This window comes from Citrobacter tructae, assembly GCF_004684345.1.
In the GTDB taxonomy this organism is placed as follows: domain Bacteria; phylum Pseudomonadota; class Gammaproteobacteria; order Enterobacterales; family Enterobacteriaceae; genus Citrobacter; species Citrobacter tructae.
Window position 1 is genome coordinate 2603479 of the sequence record NZ_CP038469.1, and the last position, 19157, is coordinate 2622635.

The 19157-nt window shown below is 54.5% G+C and carries 13 protein-coding genes; 10 read left to right on the forward strand and 3 right to left on the reverse strand.

The genetic code is table 11. The features are described from left to right. Nucleotides 1-26 precede the first annotated feature (26 nt). The 3 genes from thiB to thiQ are packed head-to-tail and all read left to right on the forward strand — an operon-like array spanning nucleotide 27 to nucleotide 3281. Nucleotides 27-1010 (forward strand): thiamine ABC transporter substrate binding subunit, encoded by a 984-nt coding sequence (thiB, locus tag E4Z61_RS13240; RefSeq protein ID WP_135323177.1) that lies wholly within the window; start codon nucleotides 27-29, stop codon nucleotides 1008-1010. After that, a complete protein-coding gene (gene thiP, locus E4Z61_RS13245) occupies nucleotides 986-2596 on the forward strand; it encodes a thiamine/thiamine pyrophosphate ABC transporter permease ThiP (protein WP_135323178.1) in 1611 nt (536 codons plus the stop codon). The genes thiB and thiP overlap by 25 nt, the downstream gene beginning before the upstream one ends. Further along, on the forward strand, nucleotides 2580-3281 hold the full coding sequence (gene thiQ / locus E4Z61_RS13250) for a thiamine ABC transporter ATP-binding protein ThiQ (protein ID WP_135323179.1): 702 nt from the start codon (nucleotides 2580-2582) through the stop codon (nucleotides 3279-3281). Before thiP ends, thiQ begins: the two co-directional genes overlap by 17 nt. On the opposite strand, the gene E4Z61_RS13255 is transcribed toward thiQ, so the two are convergent. Together E4Z61_RS13255 and araC are read right to left on the reverse strand one after the other, a co-directional pair. After that, on the reverse strand, nucleotides 3275-4042 hold the full coding sequence (locus tag E4Z61_RS13255) for a DedA family protein (protein WP_135323180.1): 768 nt from the start codon (nucleotides 4040-4042) through the stop codon (nucleotides 3275-3277). The two genes, thiQ and E4Z61_RS13255, sit on opposite strands and share 7 nt — an antisense overlap. Nucleotides 4043-4161: 119 nt before the next feature. Then, nucleotides 4162-5007: an arabinose operon transcriptional regulator AraC gene (gene araC / locus E4Z61_RS13260; protein WP_117342325.1), complete on the reverse strand. Its 846-nt coding sequence runs from the start codon at nucleotides 5005-5007 to the stop codon at nucleotides 4162-4164. A gap of 339 nt (nucleotides 5008-5346) precedes the next feature. Here araC and araB point away from each other — a divergent pair, with 339 nt between their 5' ends. The 6 genes from araB (at nucleotide 5347) to rluA (ending at nucleotide 15511) form a co-directional block, all read left to right on the forward strand. After that, the gene (gene araB / locus E4Z61_RS13265; protein ID WP_135323181.1) at nucleotides 5347-7056 is read left to right on the forward strand and encodes a ribulokinase; all 1710 of its coding nucleotides are present in this window, start codon (nucleotides 5347-5349) and stop codon (nucleotides 7054-7056) included. A 10-nt stretch (nucleotides 7057-7066) separates the two neighbouring features. Continuing rightward, nucleotides 7067-8569 carry an L-arabinose isomerase gene (gene araA / locus E4Z61_RS13270; RefSeq protein WP_135323182.1) on the forward strand — a complete coding sequence of 501 codons (1503 nt, stop codon included), beginning with the start codon at nucleotides 7067-7069 and terminating at the stop codon, nucleotides 8567-8569. 52 nt (nucleotides 8570-8621) lie between these two features. Beyond that, complete coding sequence (gene araD, locus E4Z61_RS13275; RefSeq protein WP_135323183.1) at nucleotides 8622-9317, forward strand: L-ribulose-5-phosphate 4-epimerase; 696 nt, start codon at nucleotides 8622-8624, stop codon at nucleotides 9315-9317. Nucleotides 9318-9406: 89 nt separating this feature from the next. Beyond that, on the forward strand, nucleotides 9407-11758 hold the full coding sequence (gene polB / locus E4Z61_RS13280) for a DNA polymerase II (protein WP_135323184.1): 2352 nt from the start codon (nucleotides 9407-9409) through the stop codon (nucleotides 11756-11758). A 175-nt stretch (nucleotides 11759-11933) separates the two neighbouring features. Beyond that, on the forward strand, nucleotides 11934-14840 hold the full coding sequence (rapA, locus tag E4Z61_RS13285; RefSeq protein WP_135323185.1) for an RNA polymerase-associated protein RapA: 2907 nt from the start codon (nucleotides 11934-11936) through the stop codon (nucleotides 14838-14840). Nucleotides 14841-14851: 11 nt separating this feature from the next. Beyond that, the gene (gene rluA / locus E4Z61_RS13290) at nucleotides 14852-15511 is read left to right on the forward strand and encodes a bifunctional tRNA pseudouridine(32) synthase/23S rRNA pseudouridine(746) synthase RluA (protein ID WP_135323186.1); all 660 of its coding nucleotides are present in this window, start codon (nucleotides 14852-14854) and stop codon (nucleotides 15509-15511) included. Nucleotides 15512-15705: 194 nt separating this feature from the next. Here rluA and djlA read toward each other — a convergent pair whose 3' ends face one another. Then, on the reverse strand, nucleotides 15706-16518 hold the full coding sequence (djlA, locus tag E4Z61_RS13295; protein WP_096758333.1) for a co-chaperone DjlA: 813 nt from the start codon (nucleotides 16516-16518) through the stop codon (nucleotides 15706-15708). A gap of 254 nt (nucleotides 16519-16772) precedes the next feature. Here djlA and lptD point away from each other — a divergent pair, with 254 nt between their 5' ends. Beyond that, nucleotides 16773-19127: an LPS assembly protein LptD gene (lptD, locus tag E4Z61_RS13300; RefSeq protein WP_135323187.1), complete on the forward strand. Its 2355-nt coding sequence runs from the start codon at nucleotides 16773-16775 to the stop codon at nucleotides 19125-19127. Nucleotides 19128-19157: the final 30 nt, after the last annotated feature.

Sequence of the window (19157 nt, forward strand, 5' to 3'; positions counted from 1 at the left end):
TTGCCACCCAACTCTTGAGGTGCAAAGTGTTAAAAAAATGTCTTCCCCTGCTGTTGTTGTGCGCAGCGCCTGCCTTCGCTAAACCCGTTCTGACTGTCTATACCTATGATTCATTCGCCGCCGACTGGGGGCCCGGCCCAACCATCAAAAAAGCCTTTGAAGCCGACTGCAACTGCGAGTTGAAGCTGGTAGCACTGGAAGATGGTGTATCGCTGCTTAACCGCCTGCGCATGGAAGGAAAAAACAGTAAAGCCGATGTGGTGCTCGGTCTGGACAACAACCTGCTCGATGCGGCGATGCAGACCAAACTGTTCGCCAAAAGCAATGTGGCGAACGACGCCGTCGTTGTTCCTGGTGGCTGGAAAAACGACACCTTTGTCCCGTTTGATTACGGCTATTTCGCCTTCGTTTATGACAAAAACAAGCTGAAAAATCCGCCGAAGAGCCTGAAAGAGCTGGTCGAGAGCGACCAGAAATGGCGCGTGATTTATCAGGATCCGCGCACCAGCACGCCGGGTCTGGGCCTGCTGCTGTGGATGCAGAAAGTGTACGGCGATAAAGCCCCTGAGGCTTGGCAGAAACTGGCGGCGAAAACCGTCACCGTCACCAAGGGCTGGAGTGAAGCTTACGGCTTGTTCCTGAAGGGTGAAAGCGATCTGGTGCTGAGCTATACCACTTCCCCGGCCTATCACATCATCGAAGAGAAGAAAGACAACTACGCCGCCGCCAATTTTAGCGAAGGACACTATTTGCAAGTTGAAGTCGCCGCGCGCACTGCAGCCAGCAAGCAGCCTGAACTGGCGGAAAAATTCCTGACGTTTATGGTTTCTCCGGCGTTTCAGAATGCGATTCCAACCGGCAACTGGATGTATCCAGTGACCCAGGTCACGCTTCCCCCAGGCATTGCGCAACTGGAAAAACCGTCTACCGCGCTGGAATTCACCCCGCAGCAGGTCGCTACTCAACGTCAAACCTGGATTAACGCATGGCAACGCGCCGTCAGCCGTTAATTCCCGGCTGGCTGATCCCAGGGCTTTCGGCCGCTACGCTGATAGTGGCTGTCGCCCTGGCGGCATTTCTGGCGCTGTGGCTTAACGCCCCCCAGGGAGACTGGCGCACGCTTTGGCAGGACAGCTACCTGTGGCACGTGGTACGTTTTTCCTTCTGGCAGGCATTTTTATCCGCCGCGCTATCCGTGATTCCGGCAATCTTCCTCGCCCGCGCGCTTTATCGTCGCCGTTTCCCCGGACGTATGGCGCTGCTGCGCCTGTGCGCAATGACGTTGATCCTGCCGGTGCTGGTCGCCGTGTTTGGCATCCTTAGCGTCTACGGTCGCCAGGGTTGGCTGGCCTCTATCTGGCAGGCATTCGGCCTGGAGTGGACGTTTTCACCGTACGGCCTGCAGGGCATTCTGCTGGCCCACGTCTTTTTCAATCTCCCAATGGCGAGTCGTTTACTGCTGCAGTCGCTGGAGAATATTCCCGGCGAACAGCGGCAGCTAGCCGCACAATTGGGCATGCGCGGCTGGCATTTCTTCCGCTTTGTCGAATGGCCGTGGCTGCGCCGCCAGATCCCCCCCGTGGCGGCGCTCATCTTTATGCTGTGCTTCGCCAGTTTTGCTACCGTGCTATCACTCGGTGGCGGCCCACAAGCGACCACCATAGAACTGGCTATCTATCAGGCGCTGAGTTTCGACTACGATCCCGCGCGCGCCGCTATGCTGGCGCTGATCCAAATGATTTGCTGCTTAGCGCTGGTGCTGCTCAGCCAACGTTTGAGCCGGGCGATCGCCCCAGGCACGACGCTGGTCCAGGGCTGGCGCGATCCCGACGACCGCCTGCACAGTCGACTGGCCGACTCACTACTGATTATTCTGGCGCTGCTGCTGTTACTGCCGCCACTGCTGGCGGTGATTATCGATGGTTTCAACCGCCATATACTGGATGTGCTTGCACAGCCCATATTGTGGCAAGCCCTGTGGACCTCGTTGCGCATTGCGCTGGCGGCAGGAGCGTTATGCGTTGTACTCACCATGATGCTGCTGTGGAGCAGTCGCGAACTGCGTGCCCGACAGCAGGTACTGGCAGGTCAGGCGCTGGAGCTTAGCGGCATGCTGATCCTCGCCATGCCGGGCATCGTGCTGGCTACCGGATTTTTCCTGCTGCTCAACAATAGTATCGGACTGCCAGACTCTGCAGACGGCATTGTGATTTTTACCAATGCGCTGATGGCCATCCCCTACGCGCTGAAAGTACTGGAAAACCCGATGCGTGACGTGACGGCACGCTACAGTATGTTGTGTCAGTCTTTAGGAATTGAAGGGTGGTCACGGCTGAAAGTGGTTGAGTTGCGTGCACTGAAGCGTCCGCTGGCGCAGGCGATGGCTTTTGCCTGTGTACTGTCGATTGGTGATTTTGGCGTGGTAGCACTGTTTGGCAACGAGGATTTCCGCACGCTACCGTTTTATCTGTATCAGCAGATTGGCTCCTATCGCAGCCAGGATGGTGCAGTCACCGCATTATTGCTGCTGTTCCTGTGCTTTACGCTGTTTACCGTTATTGAGAAATTACCGGGTCGAAATGTTAAAACTGATTGATATCACATGGCTGTATCACCATTTGCCCATGCGCTTTTCGCTGTCGATCGCCCGCGGTGAGCAGGTCGCCGTGCTCGGACCCAGCGGTGCCGGAAAAAGCACGCTTTTGAACCTGATTGCCGGTTTTCTGGCACCAGCCAGCGGCACAATGTTGATTGAGGGAGAAGATCACACGATCACGCCGCCTTCTCGTCGGCCTGTCTCGATGCTTTTTCAGGAAAACAATCTGTTCAGCCACCTGAGCGTACAACAGAACATCGCTCTCGGTCTCAATCCGGGGTTGAAACTGAACGCACAACAGCGGGATAAAATGCACCACATTGCCCGGCAGATGGGGCTCGACACGCTGCTGGAGCGGCTTCCCGGCGAGCTTTCCGGCGGGCAGCGACAGCGCGTGGCGCTGGCGCGTTGCCTGGTGCGGGAACAACCCATTTTGCTGCTTGATGAACCATTCTCCGCACTCGACCCTGCGCTGCGTCAGGAGATGCTAACGCTGGTGGCCGACGTTTGTCGTGAGAAGCAATTGACTCTGCTGATGGTGTCACACAGCGTAGAAGACGCCGCGCGTATTGCGCCACGCTCAATCGTTGTCGCCGACGGACGCATTGCGTGGCAAGGCAAAACGGATGAATTGTTAAGCGGTCACACCAACGCCTCAGCATTGCTCGGCATTGAACGTCAGTAGCCAACGACTTTGCGCAAAATATTAATATAGACAGGCATCAATGGATGGCGCACCAGGGCAACCAGCGCCACAACACCGATACCGAGAACAAGCGGTGCCAGATACAGCAGACGACCTCGCGGCAACCAGGCGCTTAAGCGATCGACAGCGGCTTTGCCGCTTCGCCACAGTCGCCAGCACAACCAGCCCCCAACCCACAGCAGCAGCGCGGTCGCCAGCAACAGCCATTTGAAATCGCCACTTTGTACATCGGAGGGAATATCTATTGCCGCACCCGCCAGGATACCCGGCAGAAAATAGAACGGTGGCCACAGTACGCAGCCGATGATATTGGGCACAATAAATTTCGCGACAGGCAGATCCAGCATCCCCGCCACCATCGGCACCAGCGGTCGCGTCGGGCCAACAAAACGTCCTACCAGAATAGTAAACATGCTGTGCTGATGGAGCGCATGCTCAGTTTTATCCAGTAACGCTTTGTTCTTTTTCATAAAAGACCAGCGGTGCAGCGGCTTTTTAAAACGCCACCCCAACCAGAAGGAGATCCAGTCGCCCATCAGACAACCGACAATGCCCGCAAGCCAGGCGTGCCAGAAGTTTAGTTCACCGCTGCCAATCAGCGCACCCAGTCCGGCCATCAACACGGTGCCAGGCAGAATCAGGCCAACCAGCGCCAGCGACTCCAAAAAGGCCACCAGAAGTACGGCGATCAGAGAGTACAGGGCGGACTGGAGGATAAAGTGTTCCAGCAATGCTTGCATAATGTGTCCGTCAGATTTTCGAAGCAAGGATTCTGATAACCCTTCTCAACTTCGTCAAGCCATCATTTGTCTGAATAGTTTGCGAGATATGACAACTTTTCGGACACATCATTCACTTTTTATTCACAGCCGGCACGAAACTCGCTCGGGCTCGCGCCAGTACATTTTTTAAAAACGCGGGAGAAATATAGCTGATCGTCAAACCCGACGTTGCGACCGACGGTAGCAATCGGCATGCGCGTGGTGCTTAACAAGAGCTTCGCCTGGCTGATACGCTGATCCTCACGCCAGCTCAGTACGCTGATACCGAGCTGCTGGCGGAACAGATGCGACAAACGAGAAGGCGACAGACAGACATGCTGCGCGACGCTGGCAATATCAAAATTGCTGTCCGCCAGGTGATCGCTGATGTACTGGCAGGCATCGCGCACGCGGTTATCCATTGGCGGATGCAGCGATTCGTTAATCGCTTCCATACGTCTGAGCAGCAGTTGTTCAAGCAAGTTAATCGCCAGCAGTTCGGAGTAGCGTCCTTCCCGTTGCCCGGCACTGATTATCTGCCCGAATAGTTCGTTGAAGTGCGGCTGATGCGCTTCATCCGGTCGAAAGAAGCCGGTCTGGGCAAAAATAGCTGGCCAGGTGAGCCACTCCTGCCAGTAAGCACGAGGCCGAAAGTAGACCCACTGGTGATACCATTCGCTGGCATCGGGATGGCGGCCGTAATGGTGAACTTCACCCGGAGGAAACAGCAAAATATCACCCGGCCGGCAGACAAACTGCTTGCCCTGATTGTTGATGACCCCTTCCCCACGAATAGTCAGGTTCAGGATATAACCCTTCATACCCAGCGGCCTGTCGATAAAAAAATCCAGGTATCCGTTCGCCTCGATAGGGGTTAATCCCGCCACTAAATGTGCGTTAAATGAGTAGCCCGGCAACAGGGGATCGTTTTGCGGTTCAGCCATAATTTCAATACTCCCGGTGTTCTGATAAGAAACAAATCGTCCATATTATGCAAGACATCCTCGCCGTCGCCCCTGTAGACCGCTGTGGTTTCAGTGATGGACCATCAACCCCGCTTGTGAAAAGCACTTTGCAAAAAACATGTCCTACGCCAACGATAAAAATGGCTAACAAAAGTGTCTATAACTACGGCAGAAATGTCCACATTGAATATTTGCACGGCGTCACACTTTGTGATGTAACAGCATTTTAGTCCATAAGATTAGCGAATCCTGCCTGACGGTTTTTACCCCCATTATCTACTGTTTATCCATACCCGTATTTTTGGATGGAGTAAGACGATGGCGATTGCAATTGGCCTCGATTTTGGTAGTGATTCAGTACGCGCTCTGGTGGTGGAATGTGCCACCGGCGAGGAGATCGCCACCAGCGTAGAGTGGTACCCGCGTTGGCAGGAAGGACAATATTGCGATGGCCCAAACAACCAGTTTCGTCATCACCCGCGTGACTACATTGAATCCATGGAATCAGCGCTGAAAACCGTTCTTGCCGAACTGAGTGCAGAACAACGTGCAGCAGTGGTCGGGATTGGTGTGGACAGTACCGGCTCAACCCCAGCGCCCATCGATGCCGACGGCAACGTCCTGGCGCTGCGACCGGAATTCGCCGAAAACCCGAACGCGATGTTCGTCCTGTGGAAAGATCACACCTCAGTTGAAGAAGCCGAAGAAATTACCCGCCTGTGCCATACGCCGGGCAAGGTCGATTACTCCCGCTATATTGGGGGCATTTATTCCAGCGAATGGTTCTGGGCAAAAATCCTCCACGTGACTCGCCAGGACGACGCGGTCGCGCAGGCTGCCGTGTCCTGGATTGAGCTGTGCGACTGGATCCCAGCCTTGCTCTCTGACACCACGCGTCCGCAGGATATTCGTCGCGGGCGCTGTAGCGCCGGGCATAAATCCCTGTGGCATGAAAGCTGGGGTGGCCTGCCACCTGCCAGCTTCTTTGATGAACTCGACCCGCTCATCAACCAACACCTGCAATACCCGATGTTCACCGACACCTTCACCGCCGACCTGCCGGTTGGCACGCTGAGCGCCGAGTGGGCGCAGCGTCTGGGACTACCGGAAAGCGTGGTGATTGCTGGCGGCGCTTTTGACTGCCATATGGGCGCGGTCGGTGCGGGCGCACAACCCAATACGCTGGTGAAAGTCATCGGCACGTCGACCTGCGACATTCTGATTGCCGACAAACACAGCGTCGGCGAACGTGCGGTGAAAGGCATTTGCGGCCAGGTTGATGGCAGCGTCGTACCGCATTTTATTGGCCTGGAGGCGGGTCAGTCTGCCTTCGGCGATATCTATGCCTGGTTTAGCCGCGTGCTGAGCTGGCCGCTGGAGCAGCTTGCCGTGCAGCACCCGGAGCTGAAAACGCAGATTAAAGCCAGCCAAAAGCACCTGCTGCCTGCACTGACCGAAGCCTGGGCAAAAAATCCGTCTCTGGATCATCTGCCGGTGGTACTCGACTGGTTCAACGGCCGCCGTACGCCAAATGCCAACCAGCGCCTGAAAGGGGTCATCACCGATCTCAATCTGGCAACCGACGCACCGGCGCTGTTTGGCGGCCTGATTGCTGCAACGGCGTTTGGCGCACGCGCCATCATGGAATGCTTCACCGAACAAGGTATTGCGGTTAACAACGTGATGGCGCTTGGCGGCATCGCCCGTAAAAACCCGGTCATCATGCAAGCCTGCTGCGATGTGCTTAACCGTCCGCTACAGATTGTTGCGTCAGACCAGTGCTGCGCACTCGGTGCGGCTATCTTTGCCGCCGTTGCCGCGAAAGTACACGCCGATATCCCTGCCGCGCAGCAAAAAATGGCGAGTGCCGTGGAAAACACACTGCAACCTCGCCCAGAGCAGGCTCAACGTTTTGAACAGCTTTACCGCCGCTACCAACAGTGGGCGGTTAGCGCTGAACAACAATACCTTCCGACAGCCGCACCGGCGCAAAAAGCCCCGGTAGACCAGGCAACCCTGACACATTAAGGACACGACAATGACGATTTTTGATAACTATGAAGTGTGGTTTGTGATTGGTAGCCAGCACCTGTATGGCCCTGAAACCCTGCGTCAGGTAACCCAACATGCCGAGCATGTCGTTAACGCACTGAATACTGAAGCTAAACTACCCTGCAAACTGGTGTTAAAACCGCTGGGTACTTCACCTGACGAAATTACCGCTATTTGTCGTGACGCTAACTATGACGATCGCTGCGCAGGTCTGGTGGTCTGGCTGCACACCTTCTCTCCGGCCAAAATGTGGATCAACGGCCTGACCATTCTCAACAAACCGCTAATGCAGTTCCATACCCAATTCAACGCCGCCCTGCCGTGGGACAGCATTGATATGGACTTTATGAACTTGAACCAGACCGCACACGGCGGCCGTGAATTTGGCTTCATCGGCGCACGTATGCGCCAGCAGCATGCCGTAGTCACCGGTCATTGGCAGGATAAACAAGCTCACGAACGTATCGGCTCCTGGATGCGCCAGGCCGTGTCCAAACAGGATACCCGTCATCTGAAAGTCTGCCGTTTTGGCGACAATATGCGTGAAGTGGCGGTCACTGACGGCGATAAAGTGGCTGCGCAAATCAAATTCGGCTTCTCGGTGAACACCTGGGCTGTAGGCGATCTGGTACAGGTGGTAAATGCAGTTAGCGACGGCGAAATCAACGCACTGATCGACGAGTATGAAAGCACCTACACCATGACGGCAGCCACGCAAATCAACGGTGACAAGCGTCAAAACGTACTGGAAGCAGCCCGTATCGAACTGGGCATGAAGCGCTTCCTCGAACAGGGCGGATTTCACGCCTTTACCACCACATTTGAAGATTTGCACGGTCTGAAACAACTGCCAGGCCTGGCCGTACAGCGTCTGATGCAGCAAGGCTACGGCTTTGCGGGCGAAGGCGACTGGAAAACCGCCGCGCTGCTTCGCATCATGAAGGTGATGTCAACCGGTCTGCAGGGCGGTACCTCATTTATGGAGGATTACACCTACCACTTCGAGAAAGGCAACGATCTGGTACTTGGCTCGCACATGCTGGAAGTGTGTCCATCCATCGCAGTGGAAGAAAAACCGATCCTCGACGTGCAGCATCTCGGCATTGGCGGTAAAGACGATCCAGCCCGTCTTATCTTCAACACCAAAACCGGCCCAGCCGTCGTTGCCAGCCTGATTGATCTCGGCGATCGCTATCGCCTGCTGGTCAACTGCATCGACACGGTACAAACGCCGCACGACCTGCCGAAACTGCCGGTGGCGAATGCGCTGTGGAGAGCCCAGCCGGATCTGCCAACGGCTTCTGAAGCGTGGATCCTTGCCGGTGGCGCGCACCACACCGTCTTCAGCCATGCGCTGGATCTGAATGACATGCGTCAGTTCGCTGAAATGCACGATATTGAGATCGCCGTGATCGACAACGATACCCGCCTGCCGACCTTTAAGGACGCGCTGCGCTGGAACGACGTGTATTACGGTTTTAAACGCTAAGCGCTTTTGCCTGATGGCAGCGTTCATGCCGCCATCAGGCAGGGAGAAAAAAATGCTAGAAGATCTAAAACATCAGGTGCTGGAAGCCAACCTGGCGCTACCGAAACATAACCTGGTGACGCTGACCTGGGGGAACGTCAGCGCCGTCGACCGTGAACGCGGCGTGTTTGTGATTAAACCTTCCGGGGTCGATTACAGCGTAATGACCGCAGAAGACATGGTGGTGGTCAGTATCGCCACAGGTGAAGTTGTAGAAGGTAAGAAAAAACCCTCTTCCGATACGCCCACTCACCGTCTTCTGTATCAAGCATTCCCGAGCATTGGCGGCATTGTCCACACTCATTCGCGTCACGCGACTATCTGGGCGCAGGCAGGTCAGTCGATTCCGGCCACAGGCACCACCCACGCAGACTATTTCTATGGTTCAATTCCCTGCACGCGTAAAATGACCGATAGCGAGATTAACGGCGAATATGAGTGGGAAACCGGTAATGTGATCGTTGAAACCTTCGAGAAGCAAGGCATTGACGCAGCGCAAATGCCGGGGGTGCTGGTGCACTCTCACGGCCCATTTGCGTGGGGGAAAAACGCTGAAGATGCAGTACATAACGCGATTGTACTGGAGGAAGTGGCCTATATGGGCATCTTCTGCCGCCAACTTGCGCCACAATTGCCGGATATGCAGCAAACTCTGCTGGATAAACATTACCTGCGTAAGCACGGCGCTAAAGCCTATTACGGGCAGTAGCTGTACCAGTCATAACAACTGTATAAAACCACAGCAAACTCATTAGAACCAGGCTATAATAACGCCTGGTTTTTTGATGGATACACAGCGTGGCGCAGGCAGGTTTTATTTTAACCCGGCACTGGCGGGATACCCCGCAGGGGACAGAGGTTTCATTCTGGCTGGCAACGGACGATGGGCCATTGCTTGTCACGCTTGCGCCGCAAGAGTCGGTCGCGTTCATTCCTGCCGATCAGATTCCCCGCGCCAGGCAAATTTTACAGGGTGAGCAAGGCTTTCGTCTGACACCTCTGGCGTTAAAGGATTTTCACCGCCAGCCGGTGTATGGACTTTACTGCCGCGCCCACCGCCAGTTGATGAATTACGAAAAGCGCTTACGTGAAGGTGACGTCACCGTCTATGAAGCAGACGTGCGCCCACCGGAACGTTATCTGATGGAACGCTTTATCACCTCCCCCGTCTGGGTTGACGGCGATCGGCATAACGATACCCTGATCAACGCGCGGTTGAAGCCAAATCCAGACTATCGCCCGCCATTAAAATGGCTATCACTGGATATTGAAACCACGCGCCACGGCGAGCTTTACTGCATCGGTCTGGAGGGCTGCGGACAGCGTATTGTCTATATGCTCGGCCCGGCTAATGGCGATGCCTCGCAGCTTGATTTTGAACTTGAATATGTAGCGAGCCGCCCGCAGCTGTTGGAAAAACTCAACGCGTGGATCGCCCACCACGATCCTGATGTCATCATCGGCTGGAACGTGGTGCAGTTTGATTTGCGCGTCCTGCAAAATCATGCTGAACGTTACCGTATTCCCCTGCGCTTTGGTCGTGACAACAGTGAACTGGAGTGGCGCGAACACGGCTTCAAAAACGGTGTTTTTTTCGCCCAGGCCAAAGGTCGTCTGATTATTGACGGCATTGAGGCGCTCAAATCCGCGTTCTGGAACTTTTCCTCGTTTTCACTGGAAGCGGTGTCACAAGAGCTGCTGGGTGAAGGGAAGTCTATTGATAACCCGTGGGATCGCATGGACGAAATTGACCGCCGGTTCGCTAACGATAAGCCTGCGCTTGCCACCTATAATCTAAAAGACTGCGAACTGGTCACGCGAATCTTTCATAAAACCGAGATCATGCCGTTTTTGCTGGAACGTTCAACGGTCAACGGTTTGCCTGTCGACAGGCACGGCGGTTCGGTTGCCGCCTTTGGTCATCTCTATCTTCCGCGCATGCACCGTGCCGGTTACGTTGCGCCTAATCTAGGTGAAGTCCCGCCACACGCCAGCCCCGGCGGCTACGTAATGGACTCGCGTCCGGGTTTGTACGACTCCGTGTTAGTGCTGGATTACAAAAGCCTGTATCCGTCGATCATCCGCACCTTTTTGATCGATCCGGTGGGACTTATTGAAGGCATGGCGCAGCCGGATCCCGAACATAGCACCGAAGGGTTCCTCGATGCCTGGTTTTCACGCGAAAAACACTGCCTACCGGAAATCGTGACCCAGATCTGGCAAGGGCGCGACGAGGCAAAGCGCCACGGGAATAAACCGCTCTCTCAGGCGCTAAAAATCATCATGAACGCGTTTTACGGAGTGCTCGGCACCACGGCATGTCGATTTTTCGATCCCAGGCTGGCCTCATCGATCACCATGCGCGGTCATGCCATCATGCGCCAGACCAAAGCGCTGATTGAAGCGCAGGGCTACGACGTTATCTATGGCGATACCGACTCAACTTTTGTCTGGCTCAAAGGCGCGCACTCGGAAGAAGATGCAGCCCGGATTGGTCGGGAACTGGTGCACCATGTCAACACCTGGTGGGCGCACTCTCTGCAACAACAAAATCTGACCAGCGCACTGGAGCTAGAGTTTGAAACCCATTTCTGCCGCTTTTTGATGCCGACCATTCGCGGAGCAGATACGGGCAGCAAGAAACGCTATGCCGGGATGATTCAGGAAGGCGATGAGCAACGCATGGTGTTTAAGGGTCTGGAAACGGTGCGCACCGACTGGACGCCGCTGGCACAGCAGTTCCAGCAGGAACTCTATTGGCGGGTCTTTCGTCAGGAGCCGTATCAGGATTTTGTCCGGGAAACCATCGACAGCCTGATGGCCGGTGAACTCGACGATCAGCTGGTTTACCGCAAGCGCCTGCGCCGTCCGTTAAGCGAATACCAACGTAATGTTCCGCCGCACGTTCGCGCCGCGCGGCTTGCCGATGAACAGAACGTAAAACTGGGCCGTCCGCCACAGTATCAAAATCGTGGCACCATTAAATATGTCTGGACGGTAAATGGTCCAGAACCTGTGGATTATCAGCTCTCTGCACTGGATTATGAGCATTATCTCACGCGCCAGATACAGCCGGTCGCCGAGGGAATTCTTCCCTTTGTTGATGATAACTTTGCTACACTACTCACAGGGCAACTGGGGTTATTTTGACGCGTGACGAAACCGTCGCCATCCAGTACCATAGCGCCCTTTCCATTCCTGGACCCATTTTACACCACTACCACTGATTCATTAGCCTGGTAGCGGGGTCGTATGCTCTGAAAACTCGGGTTATCCGAAAAATGACGAGTATTACCTGCAATTAAAGATATAGAGCCGAACACATATGCCTTTTACACTTGGTCAACGCTGGATCAGCGATACTGAAAGCGAATTGGGACTTGGTACCGTTGTCGCCATGGATGCGCGAACCGTCACCCTACTTTTCTCCTCGACGGGTGAAAACCGTCTGTATGCGCGCAGTGACTGCCCCGTGACCCGCGTGATGTTCAATCCTGGTGATACGATAACAAGCCATGAAGGCTGGCAATTGCATGTCGATGAAGTAAAAGAAGAAAACGGACTGCTTGCCTATATCGGAACCCGCCTTGATACCGAAGAAACCGGTGTCGTACTGCGTGAAGTGCTGCTCGACAGCAAACTGGTATTCAGCAAACCGCAGGACCGTCTGTTTGCTGGCCAAATCGACCGTATGGACCGCTTTGCGCTGCGCTACCGTGCGCGTAAATTTCAGAGCGAGCAGTATCGTATGCCGTGGAGTGGTCTGCGTGGTCAACGTACCAGCCTGATCCCGCACCAGCTCAACATTGCCCATGATGTTGGTCGTCGCCATGCCCCGCGCGTTCTGCTGGCAGATGAAGTTGGTTTAGGGAAAACCATTGAAGCCGGGATGATCCTGCATCAACAATTGCTGTCCGGCGCCGCCGAACGCGTACTGATCATCGTCCCCGAGACGTTACAACACCAGTGGCTGGTCGAAATGCTGCGCCGCTTCAACCTGCGCTTTGCGCTGTTTGATGATGAACGCTATGCCGAAGCGCAGCATGACGCCTACAACCCGTTTGAAACCGAACAGCTGATCATCTGCTCGCTGGATTTTGCCCGTCGTAGCAAACAGCGTCTGGAACATTTGTGTGATGCAGAATGGGATCTGTTGGTTGTCGATGAAGCTCATCACCTGGTGTGGAGCGAAGATGCGCCAAGCCGCGAGTATATGGCGATTGAACAACTGGCTGAGCGCGTACCGGGCATCCTGCTGCTGACCGCAACACCGGAACAGCTGGGCATGGAAAGCCACTTTGCGCGTTTGCGTTTACTGGATCCAAGCCGTTTCCACGATTTTGAGCAGTTCGTTGAAGAGCAAAAAAATTACCGTCCGGTTGCCGATGCCGTCGCCATGCTGCTGGCGGGCAATAAGCTGAGCAACGATGAGCTAAACATGCTGGGTGAGATGATTGGCGAGCAGGACATTGAACCATTGTTGCAAGCCGCGAACAGCGAGAGTGACGACGCTCAGAGCGCACGCCAGGAATTGGTTTCGATGCTGATGGACCGTCATGGCACCAGCCGCGTACTGTTCCGTAACACCCGTAATGGCGTGAAAGGCTTCCCTAAACGCGAACTGCATACCATCAAGCTGCCGCTGCCAACCCAATATCAGACGGCGATCAAAGTCTCCGGCATTATGGGCGCACGTAAGAGTGCAGAAGAGCGCGCACGCGACATGCTCTATCCGGAACAGATTTATCAGGAGTTCGAAGGCGATACCGGCACCTGGTGGAACTTTGATCCCCGCGTGGAATGGTTGATGGGCTACCTGACCAGCCATCGTTCGCAGAAGGTACTGGTTATTTGTGCGAAAGCGACCACCGCGTTGCAGCTGGAGCAGGTATTGCGCGAGCGCGAAGGTATTCGTGCCGCCGTATTCCATGAAGGGATGTCGATCATTGAACGTGACCGCGCCGCTGCCTGGTTTAGCGAAGAAGACAGCGGCGCGCAGGTCATGCTGTGCTCGGAGATCGGTTCTGAAGGCCGTAACTTCCAGTTCGCCAGCAACCTGGTGATGTTTGATCTGCCGTTTAACCCGGATCTGCTGGAACAGCGTATTGGTCGCCTGGATCGTATTGGTCAGGCGCATGATATTCAGATCCACGTCCCGTATCTGGAAAAAACCGCGCAGTCCGTGCTGGTGCGCTGGTACCACGAAGGTCTGGATGCGTTTGAGCACACTTGCCCAACCGGGCGTACTATTTATGACACGGTCTATAACAACCTGATTGGTTATCTGGCAGAGCCGGAAAACACCGAGGGTTTTGATGACCTGATTAAAACCTGCCGTGAACAGCATGACGCGCTGAAAGTCCAGCTGGAACAAGGGCGTGACCGTCTGCTGGAAATTCACTCCAACGGTGGCGAAAAAGCGCTGGCACTGGCTGAGAGCATTGAAGAGCAGGATGATGATACCAGCCTGATCGCCTTCGCCATGAACCTGTTTGATATCGTCGGTATTAATCAGGACGATCGCGGTGACAATCTGATTGTGCTGACGCCGTCCGACCATATGCTGGTCCCTGATTTCCCGGGGCTGCCGGAAGATGGCTGCACGATTACCTTTGAACGTGATATTGCGCTGTCGCGTGAAGATGCGCAGTTTATCACCTGGGAGCATCCGCTGATCCGTAATGGTCTGGATCTGATCCTGTCTGGCGATACCGGTAGCAGCACGATTTCCCTGTTGAAAAACAAAGCATTACCGGTTGGAACCTTGCTGGTTGAACTGGTGTATGTGGTTGAAGCGCAGGCACCGAAACAGCTGCAGTTGAACCGCTTCCTGCCGCCGACGCCGGTGCGCATGCTGCTGGATAAAAACGGTAACAACCTCGCCGCGCAGGTGGAGTTTGAAACCTTTAACCGCCAGCTCAGCGCCGTTAACCGCCATACCGGTAGCAAGCTGGTCAACGCCGTGCAGCAAGATGTCCATGCGATTCTGCAACTGGGTGAAGCGCAGGTTGAGCAATCAGCCCGAGCGCTGATCGACGCCGCGCGTAAAGAGGCGGACGAGAAGTTGTCTGCGGAGCTGTCGCGTCTGGAAGCACTGCGCGCTGTTAACCCGAACATCCGTGATGACGAACTTGCCGCGATTGAAAGCAACCGTCAACAAGTGATGGAAAGCCTGGATCAGGCTGGCTGGCGTCTGGATGCCCTGCGCCTGATCGTCGTGACGCATCAGTAACGGAGCCATACATGGGGATGGAAAACTACAATCCGCCGCAGGAGCCCTGGCTGGTTATCCTGTATCAGGATGAACACATTATGGTGGTCAACAAGCCAAGCGGTTTGTTGTCCGTGCCGGGTCGTCTAGAAGAGCACAAAGACAGTGTGATGACGCGTATTCAACGCGACTACCCACAGGCTGAATCCGTGCATCGTCTGGACATGGCCACCAGCGGCGTGATTGTAGTGGCGCTGACCAAAGCGGCAGAGCGCGAGCTAAAGCGCCAGTTTCGCGAGCGCGAACCGAAGAAGCAGTATGTTGCACGCGTGTGGGGGCATCCCTCACCTGCCGAGGGACTGGTGGATTTACCGCTGATTTGCGACTGGCCGAACCGACCAAAACAGAAAGTGTGTTATGAGACGGGCAAAGCTGCGCAGACCGAGTATGAAGTAGTGGAGTTCGCGGCGGATAACACCGCTCGGGTGGTGCTAAAACCCATCACCGGACGCTCCCACCAGTTGCGTGTGCATATGCTGGCATTAGGGCATCCGATTCTGGGCGACCGCTTCTATGCCCCGCCGGAAGCGCTGGCGCTGTCGCCGCGTCTGTTGCTGCACGCAGAGATGTTAACCATTACTCATCCCGAATACGGCAACAGTATGACCTTTAAAGTCCCGGCGGATTTTTAAATCTCAGAGCCAATTTATGCCGGGGGCGCTCTGCTTGCCCGGTCTACTGGCTGTGTGCCTCGGGTTATAGACACAAATCATTCGAGATGCTTCGAGGCGGCAAGCGAAGAAATCCCCAGGAGCATAGATAACTATGTGACTGGGGTTTCACAGTGCAGCCAACAAAGAGGCAGCTTGAAGGATGCCGTGTATATTTACTTAAACCCTTTCTGTTCTTTAATTAGCTCGTAGGCTTTTTGGATTTCCTGCGCTTTTTGCTTCGCCATTTCCATCATTTCTGGTGGCAACCCTTTCGCGACCAGTTTGTCGGGATGGTGCTCGCTCATCAGTTTGCGATAAGCCCGTTTAATGGTGGTTGCATCGTCGGTGGCTTTAACGCCCAGCACGTTACACGCATCTTCCAGCGTCGGGCCGCGTTGCGCCTGCTGCCAGCCGCCGCCAGACTGCTGCTGATATCCACCGCCAAACTGTGCCCCACCCTGCATCATGCGCAGGTACTGATCAAATTGCGCACGCGAGATCCCCAGCTCCTCAGCAATCACATACAGCACTTCGCGCTCGTTAGGATGCAGTGAACCATCCGCAAACGCCGCCTGGATCTGGATCTCCAGAAACATACGGATCAGATCGAAGCGGCCAAAACAGACGCTGCGGAACTGGCGCATCTTTTCACGTAATGGGTAATTGTCTGATTTTCCCACCCGAAAGGCATGTTGTGCTGCGGTACGTGAGTCACCGTGTAAATTCATCCGGTCCATCAGCTGGCTGGCGATATGAATATCGGCTTCCGTGACGCGTCCTTTTGATTTGGTCAGGTGTCCCATCACCTCAAAGGTGGTGGCAAAAAACAGTGCCTGACGTTCACGTTGATTCGCAAACCATGCCATTTTGCGCATGCGGGCTTTGTCGAACATATGACCCACGAGCAGGCCTAAAACCACGCCCCAGAAGCCGCCGCCCATCATTAAGGCCACGGCTACACCAATAATCTTTCCCCAATACTGCATAGACTCCCCAAATCTTTACGCTGCCAGCCGGGCTATGTCCCACAATATAAGGTGCTTTTACCGTTTTACGGCAGCGGTCAATTGTGGGACATCGCCTATAATTTGCATTATCATACCTGTCATTCAATGCCGTGCCTAACACCACGGAGCCTTAATCGGCAGGATTAACACTAGCGCAGTGAAGATGAGATAAGTTAGGCTGTGACCGTTTGTCACGCGCGACGCTACTGATGATGGAACAATAAATACAACGTATGAAAAAACGTATTCCCACTCTTCTGGCCACCATGATTGCCACCGCCCTTTATAGTCAACAGGGTCTGGCAGCCGATCTCGCCTCACAGTGCATGTTAGGCGTGCCAAGCTATAACCGTCCTCTGGTGCAGGGCGAGACCAATGAATTACCCGTTACCATCAATGCCGATCACGCAAAAGGGAATTACCCGGATGACGCCGTGTTTACCGGCAACGTGGATATTGCACAGGGTAATAGCCGCCTGCAGGCTGACGAAGTGCAACTGCACCAGAAACAGGCCGAGGGTCAACCGGAGCCGGTTCGTACCGTCGATGCGCTGGGCAACGTCCATTATGATGACAACCAGGTCATTCTGAAGGGGCCGAAGGGTTGGTCGAATCTGAATACCAAAGATACCAACGTCTGGGAGGGAGACTACCAGATGGTGGGTCGCCAGGGGCGCGGGAAAGCGGACCTGATGAAACAACGTGGCGAAAACCGCTACACCATTCTGGAAAACGGTACCTTTACCTCCTGCCTGCCAGGTTCCGATACCTGGAGCGTCGTCGGTAGTGAAGTGATCCACGACCGTGAAGAACAGGTCGCGGAAATCTGGAACGCCCGTTTTAAACTGGGTCCGGTTCCGGTCTTTTACAGCCCGTATATGCAACTGCCAGTCGGCGACAAACGCCGCTCCGGTTTCTTGATCCCGAACGCAAAATACTCCACCAACAACTATTTTGAGTTCTACCTGCCGTATTACTGGAACATCGCGCCCAATATGGACGCCACCATCACGCCGCATTATATGCACCGTCGTGGCGGCGTGATGTGGGAGAACGAATTCCGCTATCTCAGCCAGGCAGGTTCCGGTTTAATGGAGTTCGACTACCTGAACTCCGATAAAGTGTACGAGGATGAACACCCGAAGGATGACAATTCACGCCGCTGGCTGTTCTACTGGCAACACTCTGGTGTGATGGATCAGGTGTGGCGTTTCAACGTCGACTACACCAAGGTCAGCGACACCAGCTACTTTAATGATTTTGATAACAAGTACGGTTCCAGTACCGACGGCTACGCGACGCAGAAATTTAGCGTCGGCTACGCGGTACAGAACTTTGATGCGACTGTATCGACCAAGCAGTTCCAGGTTTTTGATGCTGCAAACAGTAACAGTTACTCAGCGCAACCGCAGTTAGACGTCAACTACTACCAGAATGATGTCGGTCCGTTCGATACCCGTATTTATGGTCAGGCTGTTCATTTCGTCAATACGAATGACAACATGCCGGAAGCGACGCGTGTTCACCTTGAGCCGACTATCAATCTACCGTTGTCGAATGATTGGGGGAGTATCAATACCGAAGCGAAACTGCTGGCAACGCACTATCAGCAGACCAACTTGGATTGGTACAACACCAATAACGCCACCAAGCTGGATGATTCCGCCAACCGCGTCATGCCGCAGTTTAAAATTGACGGCAAGATGGTATTCGAGCGTGACATGCAAATGCTGGCGCCGGGTTATACCCAGACGCTGGAGCCGCGTGCGCAGTATTTGTACGTACCTTATCGCGACCAAAGTCATATCTATAACTATGACTCTTCCCTGCTGCAAGCTGACTACAGCGGCCTGTTCCGTGACCGTACTTATGGCGGTCTGGACCGTATTGCTTCCGCCAACCAAGTAACGACCGGGGTCACATCTCGCGTTTATGATGACGCGGCAGTTGAACGTTTTAATATTTCTGTGGGTCAAATCTACTATTTCACCGAGTCTCGCACCGGCGATGACAACATTAAATGGGAGAATGACGACAAAACTGGCTCGCTGGTATGGGCAGGCGATACCTACTGGCGTATCTCCGATCGCTGGGGTTTACGCAGCGGGATCCAGTACGACACGCGTCTGGACAGCGTCGCGACCAGCAGCAGCAGTATCGAATACCGTCGCGATGAAAACCGTATGCTGCAGTTGAACTACCGTTATGCCAGCTCGGAGTATATCCAGGCAACCCTGCCGTCGTACTACTCTACGGCAGATCAGTATAAGAACGGGATTTCACAGGTGGGTGCAGTGGCAAGCTTACCGATTGCCGATCGCTGGTCGATTGTCGGTGCTTACTACTTCGATACCAATGTGAACAAAGCGGCGGATTCAATGCTGGGCTTGCAGTACAACTCCTGCTGTTACGCCATTCGCTTTGGCTACGAGCGTAAGCTTAACGGTTGGGATGACACCCAGAAACACGCGATTTATGACAACACGATCGGCTTTAATATCGAACTGCGCGGCCTGAGCTCTAACTATGGCCTCGGCACCAACCAAATGTTGCGTTCGAACATTTTGCCGTATCAAAGCTCTTTATGATCTGATTGATTTAAAACGTAATCCGCATTG

Excerpts from the sequence above, each read along its gene's own strand:
- rluA (WP_135323186.1), top strand. The coding sequence starts at position 14,852 with ATGGGGATGGAAAACTACAATCCGCCGCAGGAGCCCTGGCTGGTTATC.
- araC (WP_117342325.1), bottom strand. The coding sequence starts at position 5,007 with ATGGCTGAACCGCAAAACGATCCCCTGTTGCCGGGCTACTCATTTAAC.
- araB (WP_135323181.1), top strand. The coding sequence starts at position 5,347 with ATGGCGATTGCAATTGGCCTCGATTTTGGTAGTGATTCAGTACGCGCT.
- thiP (WP_135323178.1), top strand. The coding sequence starts at position 986 with ATGGCAACGCGCCGTCAGCCGTTAATTCCCGGCTGGCTGATCCCAGGG.
- djlA (WP_096758333.1), bottom strand. The coding sequence starts at position 16,518 with ATGCAGTATTGGGGAAAGATTATTGGTGTAGCCGTGGCCTTAATGATG.
- araD (WP_135323183.1), top strand. The coding sequence starts at position 8,622 with ATGCTAGAAGATCTAAAACATCAGGTGCTGGAAGCCAACCTGGCGCTA.
- araA (WP_135323182.1), top strand. The coding sequence starts at position 7,067 with ATGACGATTTTTGATAACTATGAAGTGTGGTTTGTGATTGGTAGCCAG.
- thiQ (WP_135323179.1), top strand. The coding sequence starts at position 2,580 with ATGTTAAAACTGATTGATATCACATGGCTGTATCACCATTTGCCCATG.
- rapA (WP_135323185.1), top strand. The coding sequence starts at position 11,934 with ATGCCTTTTACACTTGGTCAACGCTGGATCAGCGATACTGAAAGCGAA.
- lptD (WP_135323187.1), top strand. The coding sequence starts at position 16,773 with ATGAAAAAACGTATTCCCACTCTTCTGGCCACCATGATTGCCACCGCC.
- E4Z61_RS13255 (WP_135323180.1), bottom strand. The coding sequence starts at position 4,042 with ATGCAAGCATTGCTGGAACACTTTATCCTCCAGTCCGCCCTGTACTCT.